Origin of the sequence: Pseudomonas sp. PSKL.D1 (genome assembly GCF_028898945.1) — a bacterium.
Lineage (GTDB): Bacteria > Pseudomonadota > Gammaproteobacteria > Pseudomonadales > Pseudomonadaceae > Aquipseudomonas.
In genome coordinates, this window is the sequence record NZ_CP118607.1 from 117,304 (window position 1) to 140,698 (window position 23,395).

The following is a 23,395-nucleotide window of genomic DNA, read 5'->3' on the forward strand; positions in this document are numbered from 1 at the left end:
TCACGACACAAGGCCGCTCCTACAGTGCGTTTTCGGTCAGGGTAGTTGCAAGCCCCCTGCCGCCTTGTGCAGCGTACGCAAATGCTCGCCGATCTGCTTGACGTTCGCCTCGACAGCAGCAATCTCCTTGGCTCGTGACGGCTCCAGCAGCGCCCTCACCTCTTTGTCCAGGCTGGTGCTCAATCGCAGCAGCTGTGCCTGTCGCTCACTGCTGACCTGCTCCAGGTGCTTACGCTCTTCGGGTTGCGGGAGGCCGTAGCCCTTGGCGTCCAGCAACTCCGCCGGGCGGCTGAGGAAGCCACTGTTGGCAAGCATCTGCTTTAGCGTCTGGTCAGCCTTGTCCACGCTGCCGTCCTTCAGCGCCGCCGCATTGAGGTAGCGTTGTTTCACCTCGTCTTGGGCCAGCAGCAACTGGCGCCGCAGCCCTGCCTGCTCAAGCAGGAGTAAAGCTGCGCTGGTGCGCAGGTCGGCCTTGGCAAACCAGGGGCGGCGCTGTTCAGCATTCAGCGTCAGCCAATCCTCGACTTGCGTTTGTTTGATCGGCAGTTGCTTTTTCAGCACGTCGAACATCGCCTGATAGCGGTCGCGGTAGGAATCGAAGCGGTAACCCAGGCGCAAGGCTTCCCGGGGGTCGTCGAGCACACTGGTGTCTGCCAGCCCCCTGCCCTTCAACACGGCCAGCAAGCCGTTGGGCATGATGCTGTCCAGATCATTCAGGCGTGGGTTGGCGGTGCCACTGCGTAGCAGCTTCAACGACTCGACCGCGCAATTGTTGGACAGGAACCAGTAACTGCCGTCGTAGCTCCAGTGCATCTCGGCGGCCTGACGTACCAAGTCCTCGACTTCGGCACGGCTAAGTTTCAGCGGCACAGATGCCAGGCTGCGCAGCTCGGTTTTGGTGTACTCATCAATCACCTGGCCCAGTGGCAGCACGAACAGCCGTGAGGGGTAGTTACCGACCAGCCCGTCCCAGCTGGATAGCTGCACATCGTTGACGAAGGCGCGGTAAGACAGCACCAAGTGCTGGTCGAGGTCCAGCCGGCAGTCCGGCCCGCGTGGCCGACCCGGCTTGCATATCACCAGGCGCAGCATGCTGTGGCCCCAGCGGCTGACCAGGTTCTGGTTGGCCTCGGCCAGCAGGTAGTCCACCTCATAGACCCGCTCGGGGTCGATTTCACCCAGCGGTTGTCGGGCGAAATCACTGCCAGCATTAATGAACGGCAGGCCTTTGGCGCAACTGTCCTGTTTGGGCGCCCAGCCGAAGTGGTCACGCAGGTATTTGTTGAGCGCTGGCCGCCGGCAGCCATAACTCGGGTCGAGAAGGAAATACTCCATATTGACCGCGATGTATTCTTTGGGGCTGCTCAGCTCGTAGGTGTCTGGGCTGCGCACGAACTGGCCGTTGTGCTGCTCGCGTTCCCCGCGCCTACCCACGTACTGCTGCCAGCCCGCCAGGTCTAGCAGGCGTGGATCATCGCTCAGGGTGAAGCGTCGTTCAGCCTGACCACGGCATTCTTCAGGCAGGCCAATTTTGCCCAAGGTGTTTTGCTGGCGTTTGCAGCGGGCGATCAGTGATTGCTCAGTGCTCGGCCAGAGCCTGGCACGATCGTAGATGTGGGTGAGTTCGTGTAGCACGGTTGCCAGCAACTCTTCGCGGACAGTGCCATGCGGGCGATTGGTAAGCGTTGTTGCCGCAGTGCCGTCGGTCAGTGAGGGCAGCAGGCTGCGGTTCAACTCCAGCGTGGACACGAGCGAGGCCTGCCCGTAAGCATCAGCTGGCATGTTGGCGGCCCAGCTTACCTTGATATGGCGATCCAGCTCCTGTTTGAAACGCGGGGGGAGCTTGCCCAATGCCTCATCGAGCAGGGCTTGAGTGGCTTTAACCTGTTGTGGCTCAAGCCCGTCTGCCTGCAGGTCAAGCTGCATCTCGGCCAGGGCGGGCGTGCCCAGCAGCGTCAGAACGCAGCCGAGCAGCCAGGCACGCACGCGGCTCACAGAGCGAGAATGGCTTCGGCCAATACTTGGTCGCTGGCGCCACGTGCTTCAGGCACGCGCTCACGCAGCGTGTTGAAGGCTGCTTCAAGCTGAGCGCCACGGATGTCACCATTGCTGGCGACGAAGCTGGCGGCATCATCATGGGCTTCGCGTACAACTTTGGAGTCGCGAATTGAAGTGGTGGTATCAGACGTGAAGTCGATCGAACGGCCAAACGCACGAACGATGATATTGCTGGTTGCCACCAGAGTCTGAGCGTGGGCCAGGTCGGCCAGCAACAGCATGCCGAGGGTAGCGGCGATCAGCGGTTTACGCATGGAGCATCTCCGAAAATACAGGGAGTCAAATGTAATTATTGGACGAGTATTGCTTCTGCCAGTTCAAGGTCGCCGACGGAGTGCCGAGCGCAGTTGTGGCGCAGTGAATCGAGTGCCGCTTCCAGCCGAACCCCGCGAATTGCACCATCGCTGGCGACAAACGCTGCGGCATCATCCCGGGCTTGTCTGACCAGCTTGCGGTCAAAAGGTGCTGTGGTGACTTGGCTGGTTACGTAACCTGTTATGACCAGGCCCTGCGTGGTGGTGTCCATGGCGTGGGCATTGCCCATGGCGCCAAGGGCGAGCAGAGAAGACAACAAAAAACGCATCATGTGGATTACGGCTTAAAACTGGAATGGCGAAGAAAGCTGGGTCGTAGGCCAATGGCATTCGACCCAGCTATCAAGGGCTCAAATGGCCAGGATGGCCTGGGCCAGTTGTGCGTCGCTTGCTTGCAATGCCGGCATGCTGGAGCGGATATGCAGGAATGCGCTTTCCAGCTTGGCGCCGCGAATGGCGCCCTGGCTGCCGACGTAGCTGGCGGCATCGTCGCGCGCGGCTTGAACGATCTTGTCGTCACGGAACGACGAAGATACGTCAGAGGTGGCATCCGTGGAGGCGGCAACGGCGCCTACAACGGCATCGGTGGTGACTACGAAGCTGGTGGCGTTGGCGGTGCCGACCAGGCCGAGCAGCAGGGCGGCGCCAATCAGGTGTTTGCGGGACATGGTCGTGGACTCCTGGAAAAGGGTCTATGGAACTGCTTATCGGACGCTCACATGGCTCGTCGCGGTACGTATGAACAACTGGTTTCTACCAGACTGTTGAGTCAAGCGTATCACGTAGCGGTATTTCAGGATGTTAATGAACAGCGTCCTAACTAACTGTACCTGTTGTTTATCGGTTATCAGAAATTGTACCGTTTGTGGTGGTAACAGCCCTAGCGCGTGGATCAGCCAATAAAAAACCCGCTGCAGTCACCTGCAACGGGTTGGGGAAATCTTGGTGCCGGGCTATGCCGGCAACCAGTGCTTAGCGCCAGAACGGCTTGCTGAGCTCTTCGTAACGCTGCGACTCGCTGATACCGGCGTCGGCCAGCAGGCGGGCATCCAGGCGAGCCAGTTGACGGCGGCTGGCCATGCGACGCTGCCAGAGCAGCAGGGTGGACAGAGCGCGCAGTGGCAGCGAAGCCTTGGCTTGCTGAGCGTTGTTTTCAAAAACCAGACCGGAACTGAGGGTACGTTCCATGATGCTTCATCCTTCCGCTTATGGCGGCATTAGGTAGTGATTTAACTGATGCCAATGATCCTCTCCTGTTGTCCATAACAGTAGATACAGTTAAACAGTTAAGTGATCGTTCAGTTAACTGTTTAACCTGACTGTTGCACCCGAATCTGGCGTAACTGTACTGGTCGGCACCAGGTTGGTGCATTTTGGCTGTTTGGTATGGTTCTGCAAGGCATTGATCAGTGCTGTCATCGGTACAGTAGAACAGTTTTTATTGCCTGGTCTCTAGGCTGTGATGGCGGAAAATAAAAAGCCCGCCCCCACACTGGTCGGTGGGAGCGGGCCTGTCCCGCTAAGGCGTCAATACAGTTTTCAACACACTGTACTGTTCCCGATTGATCAGCCGGCCAGCATCCGCCCGCTTTCTTCCAGGTTCTCGTGCCAGCTCAGCGCTTCGCGCAAAATGTGCGGAGTATGACCACCACGCTGGCAGGCGCGGTCGAAGTAGTCATTCAGTGCTGCACGATAGTCCGGGTGCACACAGTTATCGATGATCGCCCGAGCGCGCTCGCGAGGCGCCAGGCCACGGAGGTCCGCCAGGCCTTGTTCGGTCACGAGAATGTCCACATCGTGTTCGGTGTGGTCAACGTGGCTGACCATCGGCACCACGCTCGAAATCGCACCACCTTTGGCAATCGACTTGGTCACGAATACCGCCAGGTGGGCGTTACGGGCGAAGTCGCCAGAGCCACCAATGCCATTCATCATTTTGGTGCCGCAGACGTGTGTCGAGTTCACGTTGCCGTAGATATCGAACTCCAGCGCCGTATTGATGCCGATGATGCCAAGGCGGCGTACCACTTCAGGGTGGTTGGAAATTTCCTGTGGGCGCAGGACCAGCTTGTCCTTGTAACGCTCCAGGTTGCCAAACACATCGGCATTGCGACGGGTCGACAGGGTGATGGAGCTACCCGAAGCGAAGCTGAGCTTGCCCGCATCGATCAGGTCGAAAGTCGAGTCCTGCAGCACTTCGGAGTACATGGTGAGGTCTTCGAAAGGCGATTCGATCAAGCCGCACATTACGGCGTTGGCGATACTGCCGATACCGGCTTGCAACGGGCCGAGCTTGTTGGTCATACGCCCTGCTTCAACTTCGCCTTTGAGGAAGTTGATCAGGTGATCGGCGATGCCCTGGGTTTCGTCATCTGGCGGCAATACAGTAGAGGGGGAGTCTGGTTGCTCGCTGATGACGATACCTACGATCTTGGCCGGATCGATCGGAATTGCGGTGCTACCAATGCGATCATCGACCTTGACCAGAGGGATTGGCGTGCGAGTCGGGCGGTAGGTCGGGATATAGATGTCGTGCAGGCCTTCGAGGTTGGCGTTGTGCGACAGGTTGATCTCGACGATCACCTGTTTGGCGAAGATTGCGAAGCTAGCCGAGTTACCCACCGAGGTGGTCGGCACGATGTGGCCTTGCTCAGTGATGGCGACCGCTTCGATGACGGCGATGTCCGGCAGCTTGAGCTGGTTGTTACGCAGTTGCTCGACGGTTTCCGACAAGTGTTGATCGATGAACATCACTTGGCCGTCGTTGATGGCTTTGCGCAAGGTGCTGTCGACCTGGAACGGCATGCGGCGAGCCAGTACACCTGCTTCGGTCAGCTGCTTATCGAGGTCATTGCCCAGGCTGGCGCCGGTCATCAGGCTGATCTTCAATGGCGATGTCTTGGCGCGTTCGGCCAACGCATGCGGCACAGCCTTGGCTTCGCCGGCGCGGGTGAAACCGCTCATGCCGACGGTCATGCCGTCCTCGATCAGGCCAGCGGCATCAGCCGCACTCATAACCTTGCTGTGCAGGGAGGACAAGCGGATACGATCACGGTACATGGATTGTTATCTCGGGCTACTGAAGCTACTGCAGCGCAGTCTAGAGATTTCGCCGGTCGCCGTCCCACGACCATGGTCGTATGAGAAGCCCGGAAGTAGAGCCATTGATCTGGATCAGCCAAATAGAAAGGCCCCGGGAGTTTTCTCGCCGGGGCCTTCTATATAGCTCACGCTTTTATAGGTAGTGGATTACTCGACAGCTTTGACCATATCCTCGATGACCTTCTTCGCATCGCCGAACACCATCATGGTCTTGTCCAGGTAGAACAGCTCGTTGTCCAAGCCTGCATAGCCACTGGCCATGGAGCGCTTGTTGACGATGATGGTCTTGGCTTTGAAGGCTTCCAGAATCGGCATGCCGGCAATCGGCGACTTCGGATCGTTTTTCGCCGCCGGGTTCACCACGTCGTTAGCGCCCAGCACCAGCACCACATCGGCCTGGCCGAATTCGGCGTTGATGTCTTCCATCTCGAACACCTGGTCGTAAGGCACTTCAGCTTCGGCCAGCAGTACGTTCATGTGCCCGGGCATACGTCCCGCCACAGGGTGAATCGCGTACTTCACGGTCACACCGTTGTGGGTCAGCTTTTCGGTCAGCTCCTTCAGCGCATGCTGTGCGCGGGCCACTGCCAGGCCATAGCCCGGAACAATGATCACGCTGTCAGCGTTGCTCAGCAGGAAGGTGGCGTCGTCAGCCGAGCCAGATTTTACTGGACGTTGTTCTTTCGAGCCTTGTGCAGCCCCCGCATCGGCATCGCCACCGAAACCACCAAGGATAACGTTGAAGAACGAGCGGTTCATCGCCTTGCACATGATGTACGACAGGATCGCACCGCTGGACCCCACAAGGGAGCCGGCGATGATCAGCATCGAGTTGTTCAGCGAGAAGCCAATACCGGCCGCCGCCCAGCCCGAATAGCTGTTAAGCATCGATACCACCACCGGCATATCCGCGCCACCGATCGGGATGATGATCAGCACCCCCATGATGAAGGCCAGAACCAGCATCAGGGTGAAGGCGCTGTAATGGCCGGTGAAGGTAAACAGCAGGCCGAGGGCGATAGTGGTCAGGCCAAGAATCAGGTTCAGCTTGTGTTGGCCGGCGAACTGTACCGGTGCGCCCTGGAACAGGCGGAACTTGTACTTGCCCGACAGCTTGCCGAAGGCGATCACCGAACCGGAGAACGTGATTGCACCGATAGCAGCACCCAGGAACAGTTCCAGACGGTTACCGGTGGGAATCGGGTCGCTCATGGCGGCAACAATGCCCATCGACTGCGGTTCAAGCACTGCGGCAATGGCAATGAATACCGCCGCCAGGCCGATCATGCTGTGCATGAAGGCGACCAGCTCCGGCATCTTGGTCATCTCGACGCGCTTGGCCATGATTGAGCCGGCGGTACCGCCAACCAGCAGGCCGACGATGACGTAGCCGATGCCAGCGGTGGCGAGCTCGGCGCCCAGCTTATAAATAAGGCCGACGGTAGTAAGGATGGCAATCCCCATACCGATCATGCCGAACAGATTGCCGCGCCGCGAAGTGGTCGGGTGCGACAGGCCCTTGAGTGCCTGGATGAAACAGACCGAAGCGACCAGGTACAGAAGTGTTACCAGATTCATGCTCATGCTTACTTCTGCGCCTCGTTCTTGGTTTTCTTCTTGAACATCTCAAGCATGCGGCGGGTGACCAGGAAGCCACCGAACACGTTGACCGCGGCCAGGGCCACCGCCAGGGTGCCCATCAGCTTGCCAGCCGGGGTCACGGTCAGCGCGGCGGCCAACATGGCGCCGACGATCACGATCGCCGAGATGGCGTTGGTGACCGCCATCAGGGGGGTGTGCAGCGCCGGGGTAACGTTCCACACCACGTGATAGCCCACATAGATGGCCAGCACGAAAATGATCAGGTTGTAGATGCCGTGAGAAATCAGCATGTCTTCCATTGTCGTGCTCCTTAGCCGTTCTTGCGGACGACCTGGCCATCGCGGCACATCAGGCAGGCCGCGACAATGTCGTCTTCGAGGTTGATTACCAGCGCGCCGTCCTTGTCGAACAGCAGCTTCGTGAAGTCCAGCAGGTTGCGTGCATACAGCGCCGAGGCATCGGCGCCCACTTGTGCTGGCAAGTTGGTTGGGCCGACGATGGTCACGCCATTCTGCATGACGACCTGATCTGCCACGGTCAGCGGGCAGTTGCCGCCTTGCGCGGCCGCCAGATCGATGACGACCGAGCCAGGCTTCATCTGTGAGACGGTTTCGGCGCTCAGCAGGGTCGGTGCCTTTCGACCGGGGATCAGCGCCGTGGTGATCACAATGTCAGCCTGTTTGGCGCGCTCGTGAACAGCCTGAGCCTGGCGCTGCATCCAACTGGCCGGCATTGGACGGGCATATCCACCAACGCCTTCGGCGCACTCGCGTTCTTCGTCCGTCTCGTAGGGCACGTCGATGAACTTGGCACCCAGCGATTCGATCTGCTCCTTCACCGCGGGGCGTACGTCGGAGGCCTCGATCACTGCACCCAGGCGCTTGGCGGTGGCGATGGCCTGCAGGCCGGCCACACCAGCACCCAGAATCAGCACGCGAGCAGCTTTGACGGTGCCGGCGGCAGTCATCAGCATGGGCATGAAGCGCGGATAGTGATGGGCTGCGAGCAACACGGCCTTGTAGCCGGCAATGTTGGCCTGAGACGACAACACATCCAGGCTCTGGGCCCGTGATGTGCGCGGCGCTGCCTCGAGCGCGAAGGCCGTGATGCCACGTTCAGCCATCTTGCCGATCAATTCGCTGTTGAAGGGGTTGAGCATGCCTACCACGAGGCTGCCACTGTTGATCTGAGCCAGTTCCTGGTCGTTAGGGGCAACCACCTTGAGAACCAGTTGGGCGCCGTAGGCATCGGCGGCACTCCCAAGGGAAGCCCCTACGGCTTCATAGGCACTGTCCGGAATGCTGGCGTTAAGCCCTGCCCCCCGTTGGACGGTGACCTGATGGCCCTGGCCAATCAGTTTCTTGATGGTTTCCGGGGTCGCAGCGACCCTTGTCTCACCGGTCTGCGTCTCGAGAGGAACACCAATGTGCACGACTTATTCTCCTGCGGTGACCTTTATTCTTTGTATGAGCCAGCGAACTGCGAGTGGTGCGCTGGTTTGGCTAATGAGCGCCAACCCGCCGAAACCCGGGCGGGGCGAGGCATTTTGCAGACGAACTCAGGCACCTTCAACCGGTTCTGGAGCGATACGAACTTAAAACTACAAGTCACCCTGTGACCGTATGTCGCAAGTGCTGGGCTGCAGCCCGTCAAACATGGGCAATTGGCAGATTAGGAGATTTTTTGATTTTTTTTGCGAAGTTTTCGCGGGCAGCTTCATGGATGTCGCAAATATCCATAAAAGCCGCGTGGTTGATGGGCTGGAGGGGGATTTTCAGGGTTGCGATACAGTTTGTTCTATGGCGACAATTACTTATATCTGTAGGCGTTAAAAATAATTGACTACAGGGTCAATTAGTCCGAGCCGTCATCATGTGACTGGCTATAGTGCCGCGCTGTATCTGCGAGCCAGTCGCGAAATGCGCGCAAAGAAGCGGATTCAACCTTGCGTTCAGGAATCATCAGATAATAGGCCTTGTCGCTAGTGAGTGCGTGCCGGTTCGCGACCACAAGCCTGCCCTCCTCCAGTTCGCGCTGGATCAAGAATGGCGGAATAAGTGCAACGCCCATTTCATGCATTGCCGCTTGGGCGAGCATCGAAAATAGCTCATAACGTGGGCCGGTCATGTCGCCTTCAATATCAAGGCTCTGGCCTTCAAACCATTGGCGCCAGGCATAAGGGCGAGTGGTTTGCTGCAGAAGCGGCAAGGTGGCAATGTGTTGCGCGCTGAGCGCAGCCTCCCCCATCAACCATGCAGGGCTGCAGACTGGCACGGGGTTTTCACCCATGAGGCGGTGGGATTGAGTGCCCGACCAGTCAGCGTCGCCAAAATAGATGGCAGCGTCGAATGGCGTATCTGCAAAGAGAAAAGGTCGGGTGCGGTTGGTCAGATTGACAGTGACCTCCGGGTGTTTTTGCTGGAAGTCCTTGAGCCTTGGCAGCAGCCACTGGGTGCCAAAGGTTGGAACCACTGCCAGCTCGATGACGCTGGCGCCTTGCTGGCGCATGACCGACAGCGTGTCGCGTTCCACTGCGTCCAGTTGTGCCGCGACCTGCCGGCTATACGAAAGGCCGGCTTCTGTCAGTTTCACGCCACGGCGGGAGCGCCGGAACAGTTCGACATTGAGGAAGTCCTCCAGCCCGCCGATCTGTCGGCAAACAGCCCCTTGAGTGAGTGCAAGCTCGTTGGCGGCCTTGGTGAAGCTTTCATGGCGTGCAGCTGCCTCGAAGCAGATCAAGGCTGTTGTGCTGGGGATCTTGCGGCGCATGTACGTCGACCTCACTTCTACCGATAGCAATGTGGCGATTAGTCGTGCTTCGGAGTGAGAATTTATCACTAATGAGTGCGTAATCCTCGTTTGCCCGGGTGGATGATCAAGCCTAGCATCAATGGCATAAGAACCTGCTTCCCACTCTAAGAGGACTCTGCCCATGGCCGGTAAAGCAAGCTTCAACTGGATCGATCCGCTGCTGTTGGATCAACAGCTCACTGAAGAAGAGCGCATGGTGCGTGACAGCGCTTATCAGTTCGCCCAGGACAAGCTGGCGCCGCGTGTGCTTGAGGCATTCCGCCACGAGCAGACCGACCCGGCAATCTTTCGCGAGATGGGCGAAGTGGGCCTCTTGGGCGCGACGATTCCCGAGCAATATGGCGGTAGCGGGCTTAACTATGTCTGCTACGGCTTGATCGCTCGTGAAGTGGAGCGTATCGACTCTGGTTACCGCTCGATGATGAGTGTGCAGTCCTCTCTGGTAATGGTGCCCATCAACGAATTCGGCACCGAGGCGCAAAAGCAGAAGTACCTGCCCAAGCTGGCCAGTGGCGAATGGATCGGCTGCTTTGGTCTGACAGAACCTAACCATGGGTCCGACCCCGGCTCCATGATCACCCGCGCCAGGAAGGTCGAAGGCGGCTACCGCCTGAGCGGCAGCAAGATGTGGATCACCAATAGCCCGATTGCTGATGTATTCGTGGTCTGGGCAAAAGATGATGCTGGCGACATCCGCGGGTTCGTGCTGGAGAAAGGTTGGCAAGGCCTCAGTGCGCCGGCCATTCACGGCAAGGTTGGTCTGCGCGCTTCCATTACTGGCGAGATCGTCATGGACAACGTGTTCGTTCCGGAGGAGAACATCTTCCCAGAGGTGCGTGGTTTGAAGGGGCCGTTCACTTGCCTGAACTCTGCCCGCTATGGCATCTCCTGGGGGGCGCTGGGGGCGGCTGAAGCCTGCTGGCATACCGCCCGCCAGTACACGTTGGATCGTCAGCAGTTCGGCCGCCCTCTGGCCGCCAATCAGCTGATCCAGAAAAAGCTGGCGGACATGCAGACCGAAATCACCCTCGCCCTGCAAGGTTGCTTGCGCCTGGGGCGCATGAAAGACGAAGGCACTGCAGCGGTGGAAATTACTTCGATCATGAAGCGCAACTCGTGCGGCAAGGCGCTGGATATCGCCCGCATGGCTCGAGACATGCTCGGCGGCAACGGCATTTCTGATGAATTCGGTGTGGCTCGTCATTTGGTTAACCTTGAGGTGGTCAACACCTATGAGGGTACCCATGACGTACATGCGCTGATATTGGGGCGCGCGCAAACCGGCATCCAGGCCTTCTATTAATAAGGAGCCGGCCCATGGGCGCGCTATCTCATCTGCGGGTTTTGGACCTTTCCCGAGTGCTGGCCGGGCCCTGGTGTGGTCAGATACTGGCGGACCTTGGCGCCGATGTAATAAAGGTCGAGCGCCCGGGCAGTGGCGACGATACACGTGCGTGGGGGCCGCCCTTCCTTAAGGATGCTGAGGGCGAGAACACCAGCGAGGCAGCCTATTACTTGTCGGCCAACCGGAACAAGCGTTCAGTGACTATCGATTTCACTCAGCCGGAAGGCCAGCGCCTCGTGCGTGAACTGGCGGCCAAGTCGGACATCGTCATTGAAAATTTCAAGGTTGGCGGGTTAGCTGCCTACGGGCTGGATTACCAAAGCCTGAAGGCGGTCAACCCCAAGCTTATTTACTGCTCGATCACGGGGTTCGGGCAGACTGGGCCTTATGCCAAGCGTGCGGGCTACGACTTCATGATTCAGGGGTTGGGTGGCCTTATGAGCCTGACTGGGCGCCCGGATGGTGAAGAAGGTGCTGGGCCGGTGAAAGTAGGTGTCGCCCTTACAGACATACTGACAGGCCTTTACTCGACTGTGGCGATCCTCGCTGCTCTCGCCCATCGTGATCAGGCCGGCATTGGGCAGCATATCGATATGGCGCTGCTCGATGTACAGGTGGCTTGCCTTGCCAACCAGGCAATGAATTACCTGACAACCGGGAATCCCCCGCGTCGTTTAGGTAATGCGCATCCCAATATAGTGCCGTATCAGGATTTCCCGACGGCAGATGGCGACTTCATTCTCACCGTTGGCAACGACGGGCAGTTCCGCAAGTTCGCGGAAGTGGCCGGGCAGCCGCAGTGGGCGGACGATCCACGCTTTGCTACCAACAAGCTGCGGGTTGCCAACCGGGCAGAGCTTATTCCACTGATACGCCAGGCGACTGTATTCAAGACCACGGCTGAATGGGTGAGCCAGTTGGAGGCTGCTGGTGTGCCTTGTGGACCAATCAATGACCTTGCACAGATGTTCCAGGACCCGCAGGTAGTTGCGCGTGGTTTGGCGGTGAGCTTGCCGCATGCGTTGGCGGGTAGCGTGCCGCAGGTAGCCAGCCCGATTCGCTTGTCGGAGACCCCGGTGGAATACCGTCATGCGCCCCCGTTGCTGGGCGAACACACCGAGAGGGTTCTGAAGGAGTTGCTGGGCCTGGAGAGCAGTGAAGTGCGCGGTTTGCGTGATGCTGGAGTGCTTTGACGGGATGATGGGCTATTTGATGGCGGGGCGGCCGAAGGCCGCCCCGCTTTGCTTTTCGGCGATTTTGAAACTTAATGAAATCAAAGGCTTGACGCGCTTTCGAATCTCCTTATAATGCGCCCCACTTCCAGCGTAGCCGGAACGAAAAACTCCTTGTTAATCAACAGGTTGAGCGATTCGGTCGAAAGTGGAAGGTTGTAAAGAGGTGGTTGACAGCGTTTTCGAATGCTGTATGATTCGCCTCCCGCTACGAGAGATCGCAGCGAGTCAAGTGTTTGAAGCTAAACGAGTTTCTCGCAAAAAACTTCAAAATAAACGCTTGACAGGCAATGAGGAAAGCGTAGAATGCGCGCCTCGGTTGAGGCGAAATGCTCTTAACCAAACGCTCTTTAACAAATTGAATCAAGCAATTCGTGTGGGTGCTTGTGAGTACGGACTGATAGTCAATAAGATTATCAGCATCACAAGTGGCCATGCGAGAAATCACATAGTCATTTGAGATTGCTGAGCCAAGTTTAGGGTTTCTTAAAAACCCAAGCAGTATTGAACTGAAGAGTTTGATCATGGCTCAGATTGAACGCTGGCGGCAGGCCTAACACATGCAAGTCGAGCGGATGACGGGAGCTTGCTCCTTGATTCAGCGGCGGACGGGTGAGTAATGCCTAGGAATCTGCCTGGTAGTGGGGGACAACGTTTCGAAAGGAACGCTAATACCGCATACGTCCTACGGGAGAAAGCAGGGGACCTTCGGGCCTTGCGCTATCAGATGAGCCTAGGTCGGATTAGCTAGTTGGTGGGGTAATGGCTCACCAAGGCGACGATCCGTAACTGGTCTGAGAGGATGATCAGTCACACTGGAACTGAGACACGGTCCAGACTCCTACGGGAGGCAGCAGTGGGGAATATTGGACAATGGGCGAAAGCCTGATCCAGCCATGCCGCGTGTGTGAAGAAGGTCTTCGGATTGTAAAGCACTTTAAGTTGGGAGGAAGGGCAGTAAGTTAATACCTTGCTGTTTTGACGTTACCGACAGAATAAGCACCGGCTAACTCTGTGCCAGCAGCCGCGGTAATACAGAGGGTGCAAGCGTTAATCGGAATTACTGGGCGTAAAGCGCGCGTAGGTGGTTTGTTAAGTTGGATGTGAAAGCCCCGGGCTCAACCTGGGAACTGCATCCAAAACTGGCAAGCTAGAGTACGGTAGAGGGTGGTGGAATTTCCTGTGTAGCGGTGAAATGCGTAGATATAGGAAGGAACACCAGTGGCGAAGGCGACCACCTGGACTGATACTGACACTGAGGTGCGAAAGCGTGGGGAGCAAACAGGATTAGATACCCTGGTAGTCCACGCCGTAAACGATGTCAACTAGCCGTTGGAATCCTTGAGATTTTAGTGGCGCAGCTAACGCATTAAGTTGACCGCCTGGGGAGTACGGCCGCAAGGTTAAAACTCAAATGAATTGACGGGGGCCCGCACAAGCGGTGGAGCATGTGGTTTAATTCGAAGCAACGCGAAGAACCTTACCAGGCCTTGACATGCAGAGAACTTTCCAGAGATGGATTGGTGCCTTCGGGAACTCTGACACAGGTGCTGCATGGCTGTCGTCAGCTCGTGTCGTGAGATGTTGGGTTAAGTCCCGTAACGAGCGCAACCCTTGTCCTTAGTTACCAGCACGTAATGGTGGGCACTCTAAGGAGACTGCCGGTGACAAACCGGAGGAAGGTGGGGATGACGTCAAGTCATCATGGCCCTTACGGCCTGGGCTACACACGTGCTACAATGGTCGGTACAGAGGGTTGCCAAGCCGCGAGGTGGAGCTAATCTCACAAAACCGATCGTAGTCCGGATCGCAGTCTGCAACTCGACTGCGTGAAGTCGGAATCGCTAGTAATCGCGAATCAGAATGTCGCGGTGAATACGTTCCCGGGCCTTGTACACACCGCCCGTCACACCATGGGAGTGGGTTGCACCAGAAGTAGCTAGTCTAACCTTCGGGAGGACGGTTACCACGGTGTGATTCATGACTGGGGTGAAGTCGTAACAAGGTAGCCGTAGGGGAACCTGCGGCTGGATCACCTCCTTAATCGACGACATCAGCCTACTGATGAGCTCCCACACGAATTGCTTGATTCAGATGTAAAGGCGACTTAGGCCCTGCGTGGGTCTAATGATGTTCCTGGTCAGAACTCAGAAATGAACATTCAGTTTGAATGTTGATTTCTGACTTTTGTCAGATCGTTCTTTAAAAATTCGGATATGTGATAGATATAGACTGAACACCAGTTTCACTGCTGGTGGATCAGGCTAAGGTAAAATTTGTGAGTTCTGCTCAGTAATGAGCGAAATGCGAATTTTCGGCGAATGTCGTCTTCACAGTATAACCAGATTGCTTGGGGTTATATGGTCAAGTGAAGAAGCGCATACGGTGGATGCCTTGGCAGTCAGAGGCGATGAAAGACGTGGTAGCCTGCGAAAAGCTTTGGGGAGTCGGCAAACAGACTGTGATCCAGAGATCTCTGAATGGGGGAACCCAGCCAGCATAAGCTGGTTATCTTGTACTGAATACATAGGTGCAAGAGGCGAACCAGGGGAACTGAAACATCTAAGTACCCTGAGGAAAAGAAATCAACCGAGATTCCCTTAGTAGTGGCGAGCGAACGGGGACCAGCCCTTAAGCTGGTTTGAGATTAGTGGAACGCTCTGGAAAGTGCGGCCATAGTGGGTGATAGCCCCGTACACGAAAATCTCTTGCCAGTGAAATCGAGTAGGACGGAGCACGAGAAACTTTGTCTGAACATGGGGGGACCATCCTCCAAGGCTAAATACTACTGACTGACCGATAGTGAACCAGTACCGTGAGGGAAAGGCGAAAAGAACCCCGGAGAGGGGAGTGAAATAGAACCTGAAACCGTATGCGTACAAGCAGTGGGAGCCTACTTTGTTAGGTGACTGCGTACCTTTTGTATAATGGGTCAGCGACTTATATTCAGTGGCGAGCTTAACCGAATAGGGGAGGCGTAGCGAAAGCGAGTCTTAATAGGGCGTTTAGTCGCTGGGTATAGACCCGAAACCGGGCGATCTATCCATGGGCAGGTTGAAGGTTAGGTAACACTGACTGGAGGACCGAACCGACTACCGTTGAAAAGTTAGCGGATGACCTGTGGATCGGAGTGAAAGGCTAATCAAGCTCGGAGATAGCTGGTTCTCCTCGAAAGCTATTTAGGTAGCGCCTCATGTATCACTGTAGGGGGTAGAGCACTGTTTCGGCTAGGGGGTCATCCCGACTTACCAAACCGATGCAAACTCCGAATACCTACAAGTGCCGAGCATGGGAGACACACGGCGGGTGCTAACGTCCGTCGTGAAAAGGGAAACAACCCAGACCGTCAGCTAAGGTCCCAAAGTCATGGTTAAGTGGGAAACGATGTGGGAAGGCTTAGACAGCTAGGAGGTTGGCTTAGAAGCAGCCACCCTTTAAAGAAAGCGTAATAGCTCACTAGTCGAGTCGGCCTGCGCGGAAGATGTAACGGGGCTCAAACCATGCACCGAAGCTACGGGTATCACCTCTGGTGATGCGGTAGAGGAGCGTTCTGTAAGCCTGTGAAGGTGAGTTGAGAAGCTTGCTGGAGGTATCAGAAGTGCGAATGCTGACATGAGTAACGACAATGCGAGTGAAAAACTCGCACGCCGAAAGACCAAGGTTTCCTGCGCAACGTTAATCGACGCAGGGTTAGTCGGTCCCTAAGGCGAGGCTGAAAAGCGTAGTCGATGGAAAACAGGTTAATATTCCTGTACTTCCAGTTATTGCGATGGAGGGACGGAGAAGGCTAGGCCAGCTTGGCGTTGGTTGTCCAAGTTTAAGGTGGTAGGCTGAGATCTTAGGCAAATCCGGGATCTCAAGGCCGAGAGCTGATGACGAGTTGCCTTTAGGCGACGAAGTGGTTGATGCCATGCTTCCAAGAAAAGCTCCTAAGCTTCAGATAACTGGGAACCGTACCCCAAACCGACACAGGTGGTTAGGTAGAGAATACCAAGGCGCTTGAGAGAACTCGGGTGAAGGAACTAGGCAAAATGGCACCGTAACTTCGGGAGAAGGTGCGCCGGTGAGGGTGAAGCACTTGCTGCGTAAGCCCACGCCGGTCGAAGATACCAGGCCGCTGCGACTGTTTATTAAAAACACAGCACTCTGCAAACACGAAAGTGGACGTATAGGGTGTGACGCCTGCCCGGTGCCGGAAGGTTAATTGATGGGGTTAGCGCAAGCGAAGCTCTTGATCGAAGCCCCGGTAAACGGCGGCCGTAACTATAACGGTCCTAAGGTAGCGAAATTCCTTGTCGGGTAAGTTCCGACCTGCACGAATGGCGTAACGATGGCGGCGCTGTCTCCACCCGAGACTCAGTGAAATTGAAATCGCTGTGAAGATGCAGTGTATCCGCGGCTAGACGGAAAGACCCCGTGAACCTTTACTATAGCTTTGCACTGGACTTTGAATTTGCTTGTGTAGGATAGGTGGGAGGCTTTGAAGTGGGGACGCCAGTTCTCATGGAGCCATCCTTGAAATACCACCCTGGCAACTTTGAGGTTCTAACTCAGGTCCGTTATCCGGATCGAGGACAGTGTATGGTGGGTAGTTTGACTGGGGCGGTCTCCTCCCAAAGAGTAACGGAGGAGTACGAAGGTGCGCTCAGACCGGTCGGAAATCGGTCGTAGAGTATAAAGGCAAAAGCGCGCTTGACTGCGAGACAAACACGTCGAGCAGGTACGAAAGTAGGTCTTAGTGATCCGGTGGTTCTGTATGGAAGGGCCATCGCTCAACGGATAAAAGGTACTCCGGGGATAACAGGCTGATACCGCCCAAGAGTTCATATCGACGGCGGTGTTTGGCACCTCGATGTCGGCTCATCACATCCTGGGGCTGAAGCCGGTCCCAAGGGTATGGCTGTTCGCCATTTAAAGTGGTACGCGAGCTGGGTTTAGAACGTCGTGAGACAGTTCGGTCCCTATCTGCCGTGGACGTTTGAGATTTGAGAGGGGCTGCTCCTAGTACGAGAGGACCGGAGTGGACGAACCTCTGGTGTTCCGGTTGTCACGCCAGTGGCATTGCCGGGTAGCTATGTTCGGAAGAGATAACCGCTGAAAGCATCTAAGCGGGAAACTTGCCTCAAGATGAGATCTCACTGGGATCTTGAATCCCCTAAAGGGCCGTCGAAGACTACGACGTTGATAGGTTGGGTGTGTAAGCGCTGTGAGGCGTTGAGCTAACCAATACTAATTGCCCGTGAGGCTTGACCATATAACACCCAAGCAATTTGCGCAGGCCTCTGAACAAGAAGCGCCAAATTGTGGTGGTGAAGACGAAAGACCCGAAAGTTCGCAACATCACAAATCGCATATCCGAATTCGCTAGGCTGTCCAGTTGGACATTCTGGCAACAGAATTTCTTGACGACCATAGAGCATTGGAACCACCTGATCCCATCCCGAACTCAGCAGTGAAACGATGCATCGCCGATGGTAGTGTGGGGTTTCCCCATGTGAGAGTAGGTCATCGTCAAGATTCATTTCGCAAAACCCCTATCTGCGCAAGCAGGTAGGGGTTTTGTCTTTAAGTAGAAGCTAACGCTTTTTGTTGACCAGGTCATAAGCCAGTCGGCAGTTTCAAAAAGGCAGTTGACAGCGTTTCTGAATGCTGTATGATTCGCCTCCCGCTACGAGAGATCGTAGCGAGTCAAGTGTCTGAAGCTAAACGAGTTTCTCGCAAAAAACTTCAAAATAAACGCTTGACAGGCAATGAGGAAAGCGTAGAATGCGCGCCTCGGTTGAGACGAAACGCTCTTAACCAAACGCTCTTTAACAAATTGAATCAAGCAATTCGTGTGGGTGCTTGTGAGTACGGACTGATAGTCAATAAGATTATCAGCATCACAAGTGGCCATGCGAGAAATCACATAGTCATTTGAGATTGCTGAGCCAAGTTTAGGGTTTCTTAAAAACCCAAGCAGTATTGAACTGAAGAGTTTGATCATGGCTCAGATTGAACGCTGGCGGCAGGCCTAACACATGCAAGTCGAGCGGATGACGGGAGCTTGCTCCTTGATTCAGCGGCGGACGGGTGAGTAATGCCTAGGAATCTGCCTGGTAGTGGGGGACAACGTTTCGAAAGGAACGCTAATACCGCATACGTCCTACGGGAGAAAGCAGGGGACCTTCGGGCCTTGCGCTATCAGATGAGCCTAGGTCGGATTAGCTAGTTGGTGGGGTAATGGCTCACCAAGGCGACGATCCGTAACTGGTCTGAGAGGATGATCAGTCACACTGGAACTGAGACACGGTCCAGACTCCTACGGGAGGCAGCAGTGGGGAATATTGGACAATGGGCGAAAGCCTGATCCAGCCATGCCGCGTGTGTGAAGAAGGTCTTCGGATTGTAAAGCACTTTAAGTTGGGAGGAAGGGCAGTAAGTTAATACCTTGCTGTTTTGACGTTACCGACAGAATAAGCACCGGCTAACTCTGTGCCAGCAGCCGCGGTAATACAGAGGGTGCAAGCGTTAATCGGAATTACTGGGCGTAAAGCGCGCGTAGGTGGTTTGTTAAGTTGGATGTGAAAGCCCCGGGCTCAACCTGGGAACTGCATCCAAAACTGGCAAGCTAGAGTACGGTAGAGGGTGGTGGAATTTCCTGTGTAGCGGTGAAATGCGTAGATATAGGAAGGAACACCAGTGGCGAAGGCGACCACCTGGACTGATACTGACACTGAGGTGCGAAAGCGTGGGGAGCAAACAGGATTAGATACCCTGGTAGTCCACGCCGTAAACGATGTCAACTAGCCGTTGGAATCCTTGAGATTTTAGTGGCGCAGCTAACGCATTAAGTTGACCGCCTGGGGAGTACGGCCGCAAGGTTAAAACTCAAATGAATTGACGGGGGCCCGCACAAGCGGTGGAGCATGTGGTTTAATTCGAAGCAACGCGAAGAACCTTACCAGGCCTTGACATGCAGAGAACTTTCCAGAGATGGATTGGTGCCTTCGGGAACTCTGACACAGGTGCTGCATGGCTGTCGTCAGCTCGTGTCGTGAGATGTTGGGTTAAGTCCCGTAACGAGCGCAACCCTTGTCCTTAGTTACCAGCACGTAATGGTGGGCACTCTAAGGAGACTGCCGGTGACAAACCGGAGGAAGGTGGGGATGACGTCAAGTCATCATGGCCCTTACGGCCTGGGCTACACACGTGCTACAATGGTCGGTACAGAGGGTTGCCAAGCCGCGAGGTGGAGCTAATCTCACAAAACCGATCGTAGTCCGGATCGCAGTCTGCAACTCGACTGCGTGAAGTCGGAATCGCTAGTAATCGCGAATCAGAATGTCGCGGTGAATACGTTCCCGGGCCTTGTACACACCGCCCGTCACACCATGGGAGTGGGTTGCACCAGAAGTAGCTAGTCTAACCTTCGGGAGGACGGTTACCACGGTGTGATTCATGACTGGGGTGAAGTCGTAACAAGGTAGCCGTAGGGGAACCTGCGGCTGGATCACCTCCTTAATCGACGACATCAGCCTGCTGATGAGCTCCCACACGAATTGCTTGATTCAGATGTAAAGACGATGCTGTAACGCAACCCTGTTATAGGTCTGTAGCTCAGTTGGTTAGAGCGCACCCCTGATAAGGGTGAGGTCGGCAGTTCAAATCTGCCCAGACCTACCATTACATGGTTCAGCCGTAAATACGGGGCCATAGCTCAGCTGGGAGAGCGCCTGCCTTGCACGCAGGAGGTCAGCGGTTCGATCCCGCTTGGCTCCACCACTTTTGCAGTACTTGATCAGAACTTAGAAATGAACATTCAGTTTGAATGTTGATTTCTGACTTTTGTCAGATCGTTCTTTAAAAATTCGGATATGTGATAGATATAGACTGAACACCAGTTTCACTGCTGGTGGATCAGGCTAAGGTAAAATTTGTGAGTTCTGCTCAGTAATGAGCGAAATGCGAATTTTCGGCGAATGTCGTCTTCACAGTATAACCAGATTGCTTGGGGTTATATGGTCAAGTGAAGAAGCGCATACGGTGGATGCCTTGGCAGTCAGAGGCGATGAAAGACGTGGTAGCCTGCGAAAAGCTTTGGGGAGTCGGCAAACAGACTGTGATCCAGAGATCTCTGAATGGGGGAACCCAGCCAGCATAAGCTGGTTATCTTGTACTGAATACATAGGTGCAAGAGGCGAACCAGGGGAACTGAAACATCTAAGTACCCTGAGGAAAAGAAATCAACCGAGATTCCCTTAGTAGTGGCGAGCGAACGGGGACCAGCCCTTAAGCTGGTTTGAGATTAGTGGAACGCTCTGGAAAGTGCGGCCATAGTGGGTGATAGCCCCGTACACGAAAATCTCTTGCCAGTGAAATCGAGTAGGACGGAGCACGAGAAACTTTGTCTGAACATGGGGGGACCATCCTCCAAGGCTAAATACTACTGACTGACCGATAGTGAACCAGTACCGTGAGGGAAAGGCGAAAAGAACCCCGGAGAGGGGAGTGAAATAGAACCTGAAACCGTATGCGTACAAGCAGTGGGAGCCTACTTTGTTAGGTGACTGCGTACCTTTTGTATAATGGGTCAGCGACTTATATTCAGTGGCGAGCTTAACCGAATAGGGGAGGCGTAGCGAAAGCGAGTCTTAATAGGGCGTTTAGTCGCTGGGTATAGACCCGAAACCGGGCGATCTATCCATGGGCAGGTTGAAGGTTAGGTAACACTGACTGGAGGACCGAACCGACTACCGTTGAAAAGTTAGCGGATGACCTGTGGATCGGAGTGAAAGGCTAATCAAGCTCGGAGATAGCTGGTTCTCCTCGAAAGCTATTTAGGTAGCGCCTCATGTATCACTGTAGGGGGTAGAGCACTGTTTCGGCTAGGGGGTCATCCCGACTTACCAAACCGATGCAAACTCCGAATACCTACAAGTGCCGAGCATGGGAGACACACGGCGGGTGCTAACGTCCGTCGTGAAAAGGGAAACAACCCAGACCGTCAGCTAAGGTCCCAAAGTCATGGTTAAGTGGGAAACGATGTGGGAAGGCTTAGACAGCTAGGAGGTTGGCTTAGAAGCAGCCACCCTTTAAAGAAAGCGTAATAGCTCACTAGTCGAGTCGGCCTGCGCGGAAGATGTAACGGGGCTCAAACCATGCACCGAAGCTACGGGTATCACCTCTGGTGATGCGGTAGAGGAGCGTTCTGTAAGCCTGTGAAGGTGAGTTGAGAAGCTTGCTGGAGGTATCAGAAGTGCGAATGCTGACATGAGTAACGACAATGCGAGTGAAAAACTCGCACGCCGAAAGACCAAGGTTTCCTGCGCAACGTTAATCGACGCAGGGTTAGTCGGTCCCTAAGGCGAGGCTGAAAAGCGTAGTCGATGGAAAACAGGTTAATATTCCTGTACTTCCAGTTATTGCGATGGAGGGACGGAGAAGGCTAGGCCAGCTTGGCGTTGGTTGTCCAAGTTTAAGGTGGTAGGCTGAGATCTTAGGCAAATCCGGGATCTCAAGGCCGAGAGCTGATGACGAGTTGCCTTTAGGCGACGAAGTGGTTGATGCCATGCTTCCAAGAAAAGCTCCTAAGCTTCAGATAACTGGGAACCGTACCCCAAACCGACACAGGTGGTTAGGTAGAGAATACCAAGGCGCTTGAGAGAACTCGGGTGAAGGAACTAGGCAAAATGGCACCGTAACTTCGGGAGAAGGTGCGCCGGTGAGGGTGAAGCACTTGCTGCGTAAGCCCACGCCGGTCGAAGATACCAGGCCGCTGCGACTGTTTATTAAAAACACAGCACTCTGCAAACACGAAAGTGGACGTATAGGGTGTGACGCCTGCCCGGTGCCGGAAGGTTAATTGATGGGGTTAGCGCAAGCGAAGCTCTTGATCGAAGCCCCGGTAAACGGCGGCCGTAACTATAACGGTCCTAAGGTAGCGAAATTCCTTGTCGGGTAAGTTCCGACCTGCACGAATGGCGTAACGATGGCGGCGCTGTCTCCACCCGAGACTCAGTGAAATTGAAATCGCTGTGAAGATGCAGTGTATCCGCGGCTAGACGGAAAGACCCCGTGAACCTTTACTATAGCTTTGCACTGGACTTTGAATTTGCTTGTGTAGGATAGGTGGGAGGCTTTGAAGTGGGGACGCCAGTTCTCATGGAGCCATCCTTGAAATACCACCCTGGCAACTTTGAGGTTCTAACTCAGGTCCGTTATCCGGATCGAGGACAGTGTATGGTGGGTAGTTTGACTGGGGCGGTCTCCTCCCAAAGAGTAACGGAGGAGTACGAAGGTGCGCTCAGACCGGTCGGAAATCGGTCGTAGAGTATAAAGGCAAAAGCGCGCTTGACTGCGAGACAAACACGTCGAGCAGGTACGAAAGTAGGTCTTAGTGATCCGGTGGTTCTGTATGGAAGGGCCATCGCTCAACGGATAAAAGGTACTCCGGGGATAACAGGCTGATACCGCCCAAGAGTTCATATCGACGGCGGTGTTTGGCACCTCGATGTCGGCTCATCACATCCTGGGGCTGAAGCCGGTCCCAAGGGTATGGCTGTTCGCCATTTAAAGTGGTACGCGAGCTGGGTTTAGAACGTCGTGAGACAGTTCGGTCCCTATCTGCCGTGGACGTTTGAGATTTGAGAGGGGCTGCTCCTAGTACGAGAGGACCGGAGTGGACGAACCTCTGGTGTTCCGGTTGTCACGCCAGTGGCATTGCCGGGTAGCTATGTTCGGAAGAGATAACCGCTGAAAGCATCTAAGCGGGAAACTTGCCTCAAGATGAGATCTCACTGGGATCTTGAATCCCCTAAAGGGCCGTCGAAGACTACGACGTTGATAGGTTGGGTGTGTAAGCGCTGTGAGGCGTTGAGCTAACCAATACTAATTGCCCGTGAGGCTTGACCATATAACACCCAAGCAATTTGCGCATGCCTCTGAACAAG

At 55.3% G+C, this 23,395-nt stretch carries 12 protein-coding genes, 2 tRNA genes and 5 rRNA genes; 9 read left to right on the plus strand and 10 right to left on the minus strand.

Annotated elements, in window-relative coordinates:
* Window positions 1–36: 36 nt before the first annotated feature.
* The 10 genes from PVV54_RS00575 to PVV54_RS00620 form a co-directional block, all read right to left on the minus strand.
* Complete coding sequence (locus PVV54_RS00575; RefSeq protein ID WP_274908116.1) at window positions 37–1,995, minus strand: DUF7844 domain-containing protein; 1,959 nt, start codon at window positions 1,993–1,995, stop codon at window positions 37–39.
* Complete coding sequence (locus tag PVV54_RS00580) at window positions 1,992–2,312, minus strand: DUF2388 domain-containing protein (protein ID WP_027917214.1); 321 nt, start codon at window positions 2,310–2,312, stop codon at window positions 1,992–1,994. The genes PVV54_RS00575 and PVV54_RS00580 overlap by 4 nt, the downstream gene beginning before the upstream one ends.
* Window positions 2,313–2,347: 35 nt before the next feature.
* The gene (locus tag PVV54_RS00585) at window positions 2,348–2,641 is read right to left on the minus strand and encodes a DUF2388 domain-containing protein (RefSeq protein WP_274910513.1); all 294 of its coding nucleotides are present in this window, start codon (window positions 2,639–2,641) and stop codon (window positions 2,348–2,350) included.
* Between the two features lie 81 nt (window positions 2,642–2,722).
* Window positions 2,723–3,040: a DUF2388 domain-containing protein gene (locus PVV54_RS00590; protein WP_274908117.1), complete on the minus strand. Its 318-nt coding sequence runs from the start codon at window positions 3,038–3,040 to the stop codon at window positions 2,723–2,725.
* Window positions 3,041–3,344: 304 nt separating this feature from the next.
* Window positions 3,345–3,560, minus strand: coding sequence for a DUF1127 domain-containing protein (locus PVV54_RS00595; protein ID WP_274908118.1), 216 nt, complete (start codon window positions 3,558–3,560; stop codon window positions 3,345–3,347).
* A 378-nt stretch (window positions 3,561–3,938) separates the two neighbouring features.
* Entirely contained in the window at window positions 3,939–5,432 is a 1,494-nt protein-coding gene (locus PVV54_RS00600; protein ID WP_274908119.1) for an acetyl-CoA hydrolase/transferase family protein, read from the minus strand.
* A gap of 189 nt (window positions 5,433–5,621) precedes the next feature.
* Window positions 5,622–7,058, minus strand: coding sequence for an NAD(P)(+) transhydrogenase (Re/Si-specific) subunit beta (locus PVV54_RS00605; protein WP_274908120.1), 1,437 nt, complete (start codon window positions 7,056–7,058; stop codon window positions 5,622–5,624).
* A gap of 2 nt (window positions 7,059–7,060) precedes the next feature.
* Window positions 7,061–7,375: an NAD(P) transhydrogenase subunit alpha gene (locus PVV54_RS00610; protein ID WP_003256966.1), complete on the minus strand. Its 315-nt coding sequence runs from the start codon at window positions 7,373–7,375 to the stop codon at window positions 7,061–7,063.
* An 11-nt stretch (window positions 7,376–7,386) separates the two neighbouring features.
* Window positions 7,387–8,508, minus strand: a complete 1,122-nt coding sequence (locus PVV54_RS00615) for a Re/Si-specific NAD(P)(+) transhydrogenase subunit alpha (protein WP_274908121.1) — start codon at window positions 8,506–8,508, stop codon at window positions 7,387–7,389.
* Window positions 8,509–8,930: 422 nt separating this feature from the next.
* A complete protein-coding gene (locus PVV54_RS00620; protein ID WP_274908122.1) occupies window positions 8,931–9,845 on the minus strand; it encodes a LysR family transcriptional regulator in 915 nt (304 codons plus the stop codon).
* Window positions 9,846–10,008: 163 nt separating this feature from the next.
* On the opposite strand from PVV54_RS00620, the gene PVV54_RS00625 reads away from it, so the two are divergent.
* The 9 genes from PVV54_RS00625 (at window position 10,009) to PVV54_RS00665 (ending at window position 23,358) form a co-directional block, all read left to right on the plus strand.
* On the plus strand, window positions 10,009–11,190 hold the full coding sequence (locus tag PVV54_RS00625) for an acyl-CoA dehydrogenase (protein WP_274908123.1): 1,182 nt from the start codon (window positions 10,009–10,011) through the stop codon (window positions 11,188–11,190).
* 14 nt (window positions 11,191–11,204) lie between these two features.
* Window positions 11,205–12,425 carry a CaiB/BaiF CoA transferase family protein gene (locus tag PVV54_RS00630; protein WP_274908124.1) on the plus strand — a complete coding sequence of 407 codons (1,221 nt, stop codon included), beginning with the start codon at window positions 11,205–11,207 and terminating at the stop codon, window positions 12,423–12,425.
* Between the two features lie 545 nt (window positions 12,426–12,970).
* Window positions 12,971–14,507 (plus strand): 16S ribosomal RNA (locus tag PVV54_RS00635).
* A 319-nt stretch (window positions 14,508–14,826) separates the two neighbouring features.
* Window positions 14,827–17,718 (plus strand): 23S ribosomal RNA (locus PVV54_RS00640).
* A 147-nt stretch (window positions 17,719–17,865) separates the two neighbouring features.
* A 5S ribosomal RNA gene (gene rrf, locus PVV54_RS00645) occupies window positions 17,866–17,981 on the plus strand.
* A gap of 449 nt (window positions 17,982–18,430) precedes the next feature.
* Window positions 18,431–19,967 (plus strand): 16S ribosomal RNA (locus PVV54_RS00650).
* 85 nt (window positions 19,968–20,052) lie between these two features.
* A tRNA-Ile gene (locus PVV54_RS00655) sits at window positions 20,053–20,129 on the plus strand.
* A 23-nt stretch (window positions 20,130–20,152) separates the two neighbouring features.
* Window positions 20,153–20,228 (plus strand) — tRNA-Ala (locus PVV54_RS00660).
* Window positions 20,229–20,466: 238 nt separating this feature from the next.
* Window positions 20,467–23,358, plus strand: a 23S ribosomal RNA gene (locus tag PVV54_RS00665).
* The 16S, 23S and 5S rRNA genes sit together here with 2 tRNA genes alongside, the layout of an rRNA operon.
* The last annotated feature ends 37 nt before the right edge of the window (window positions 23,359–23,395 follow it).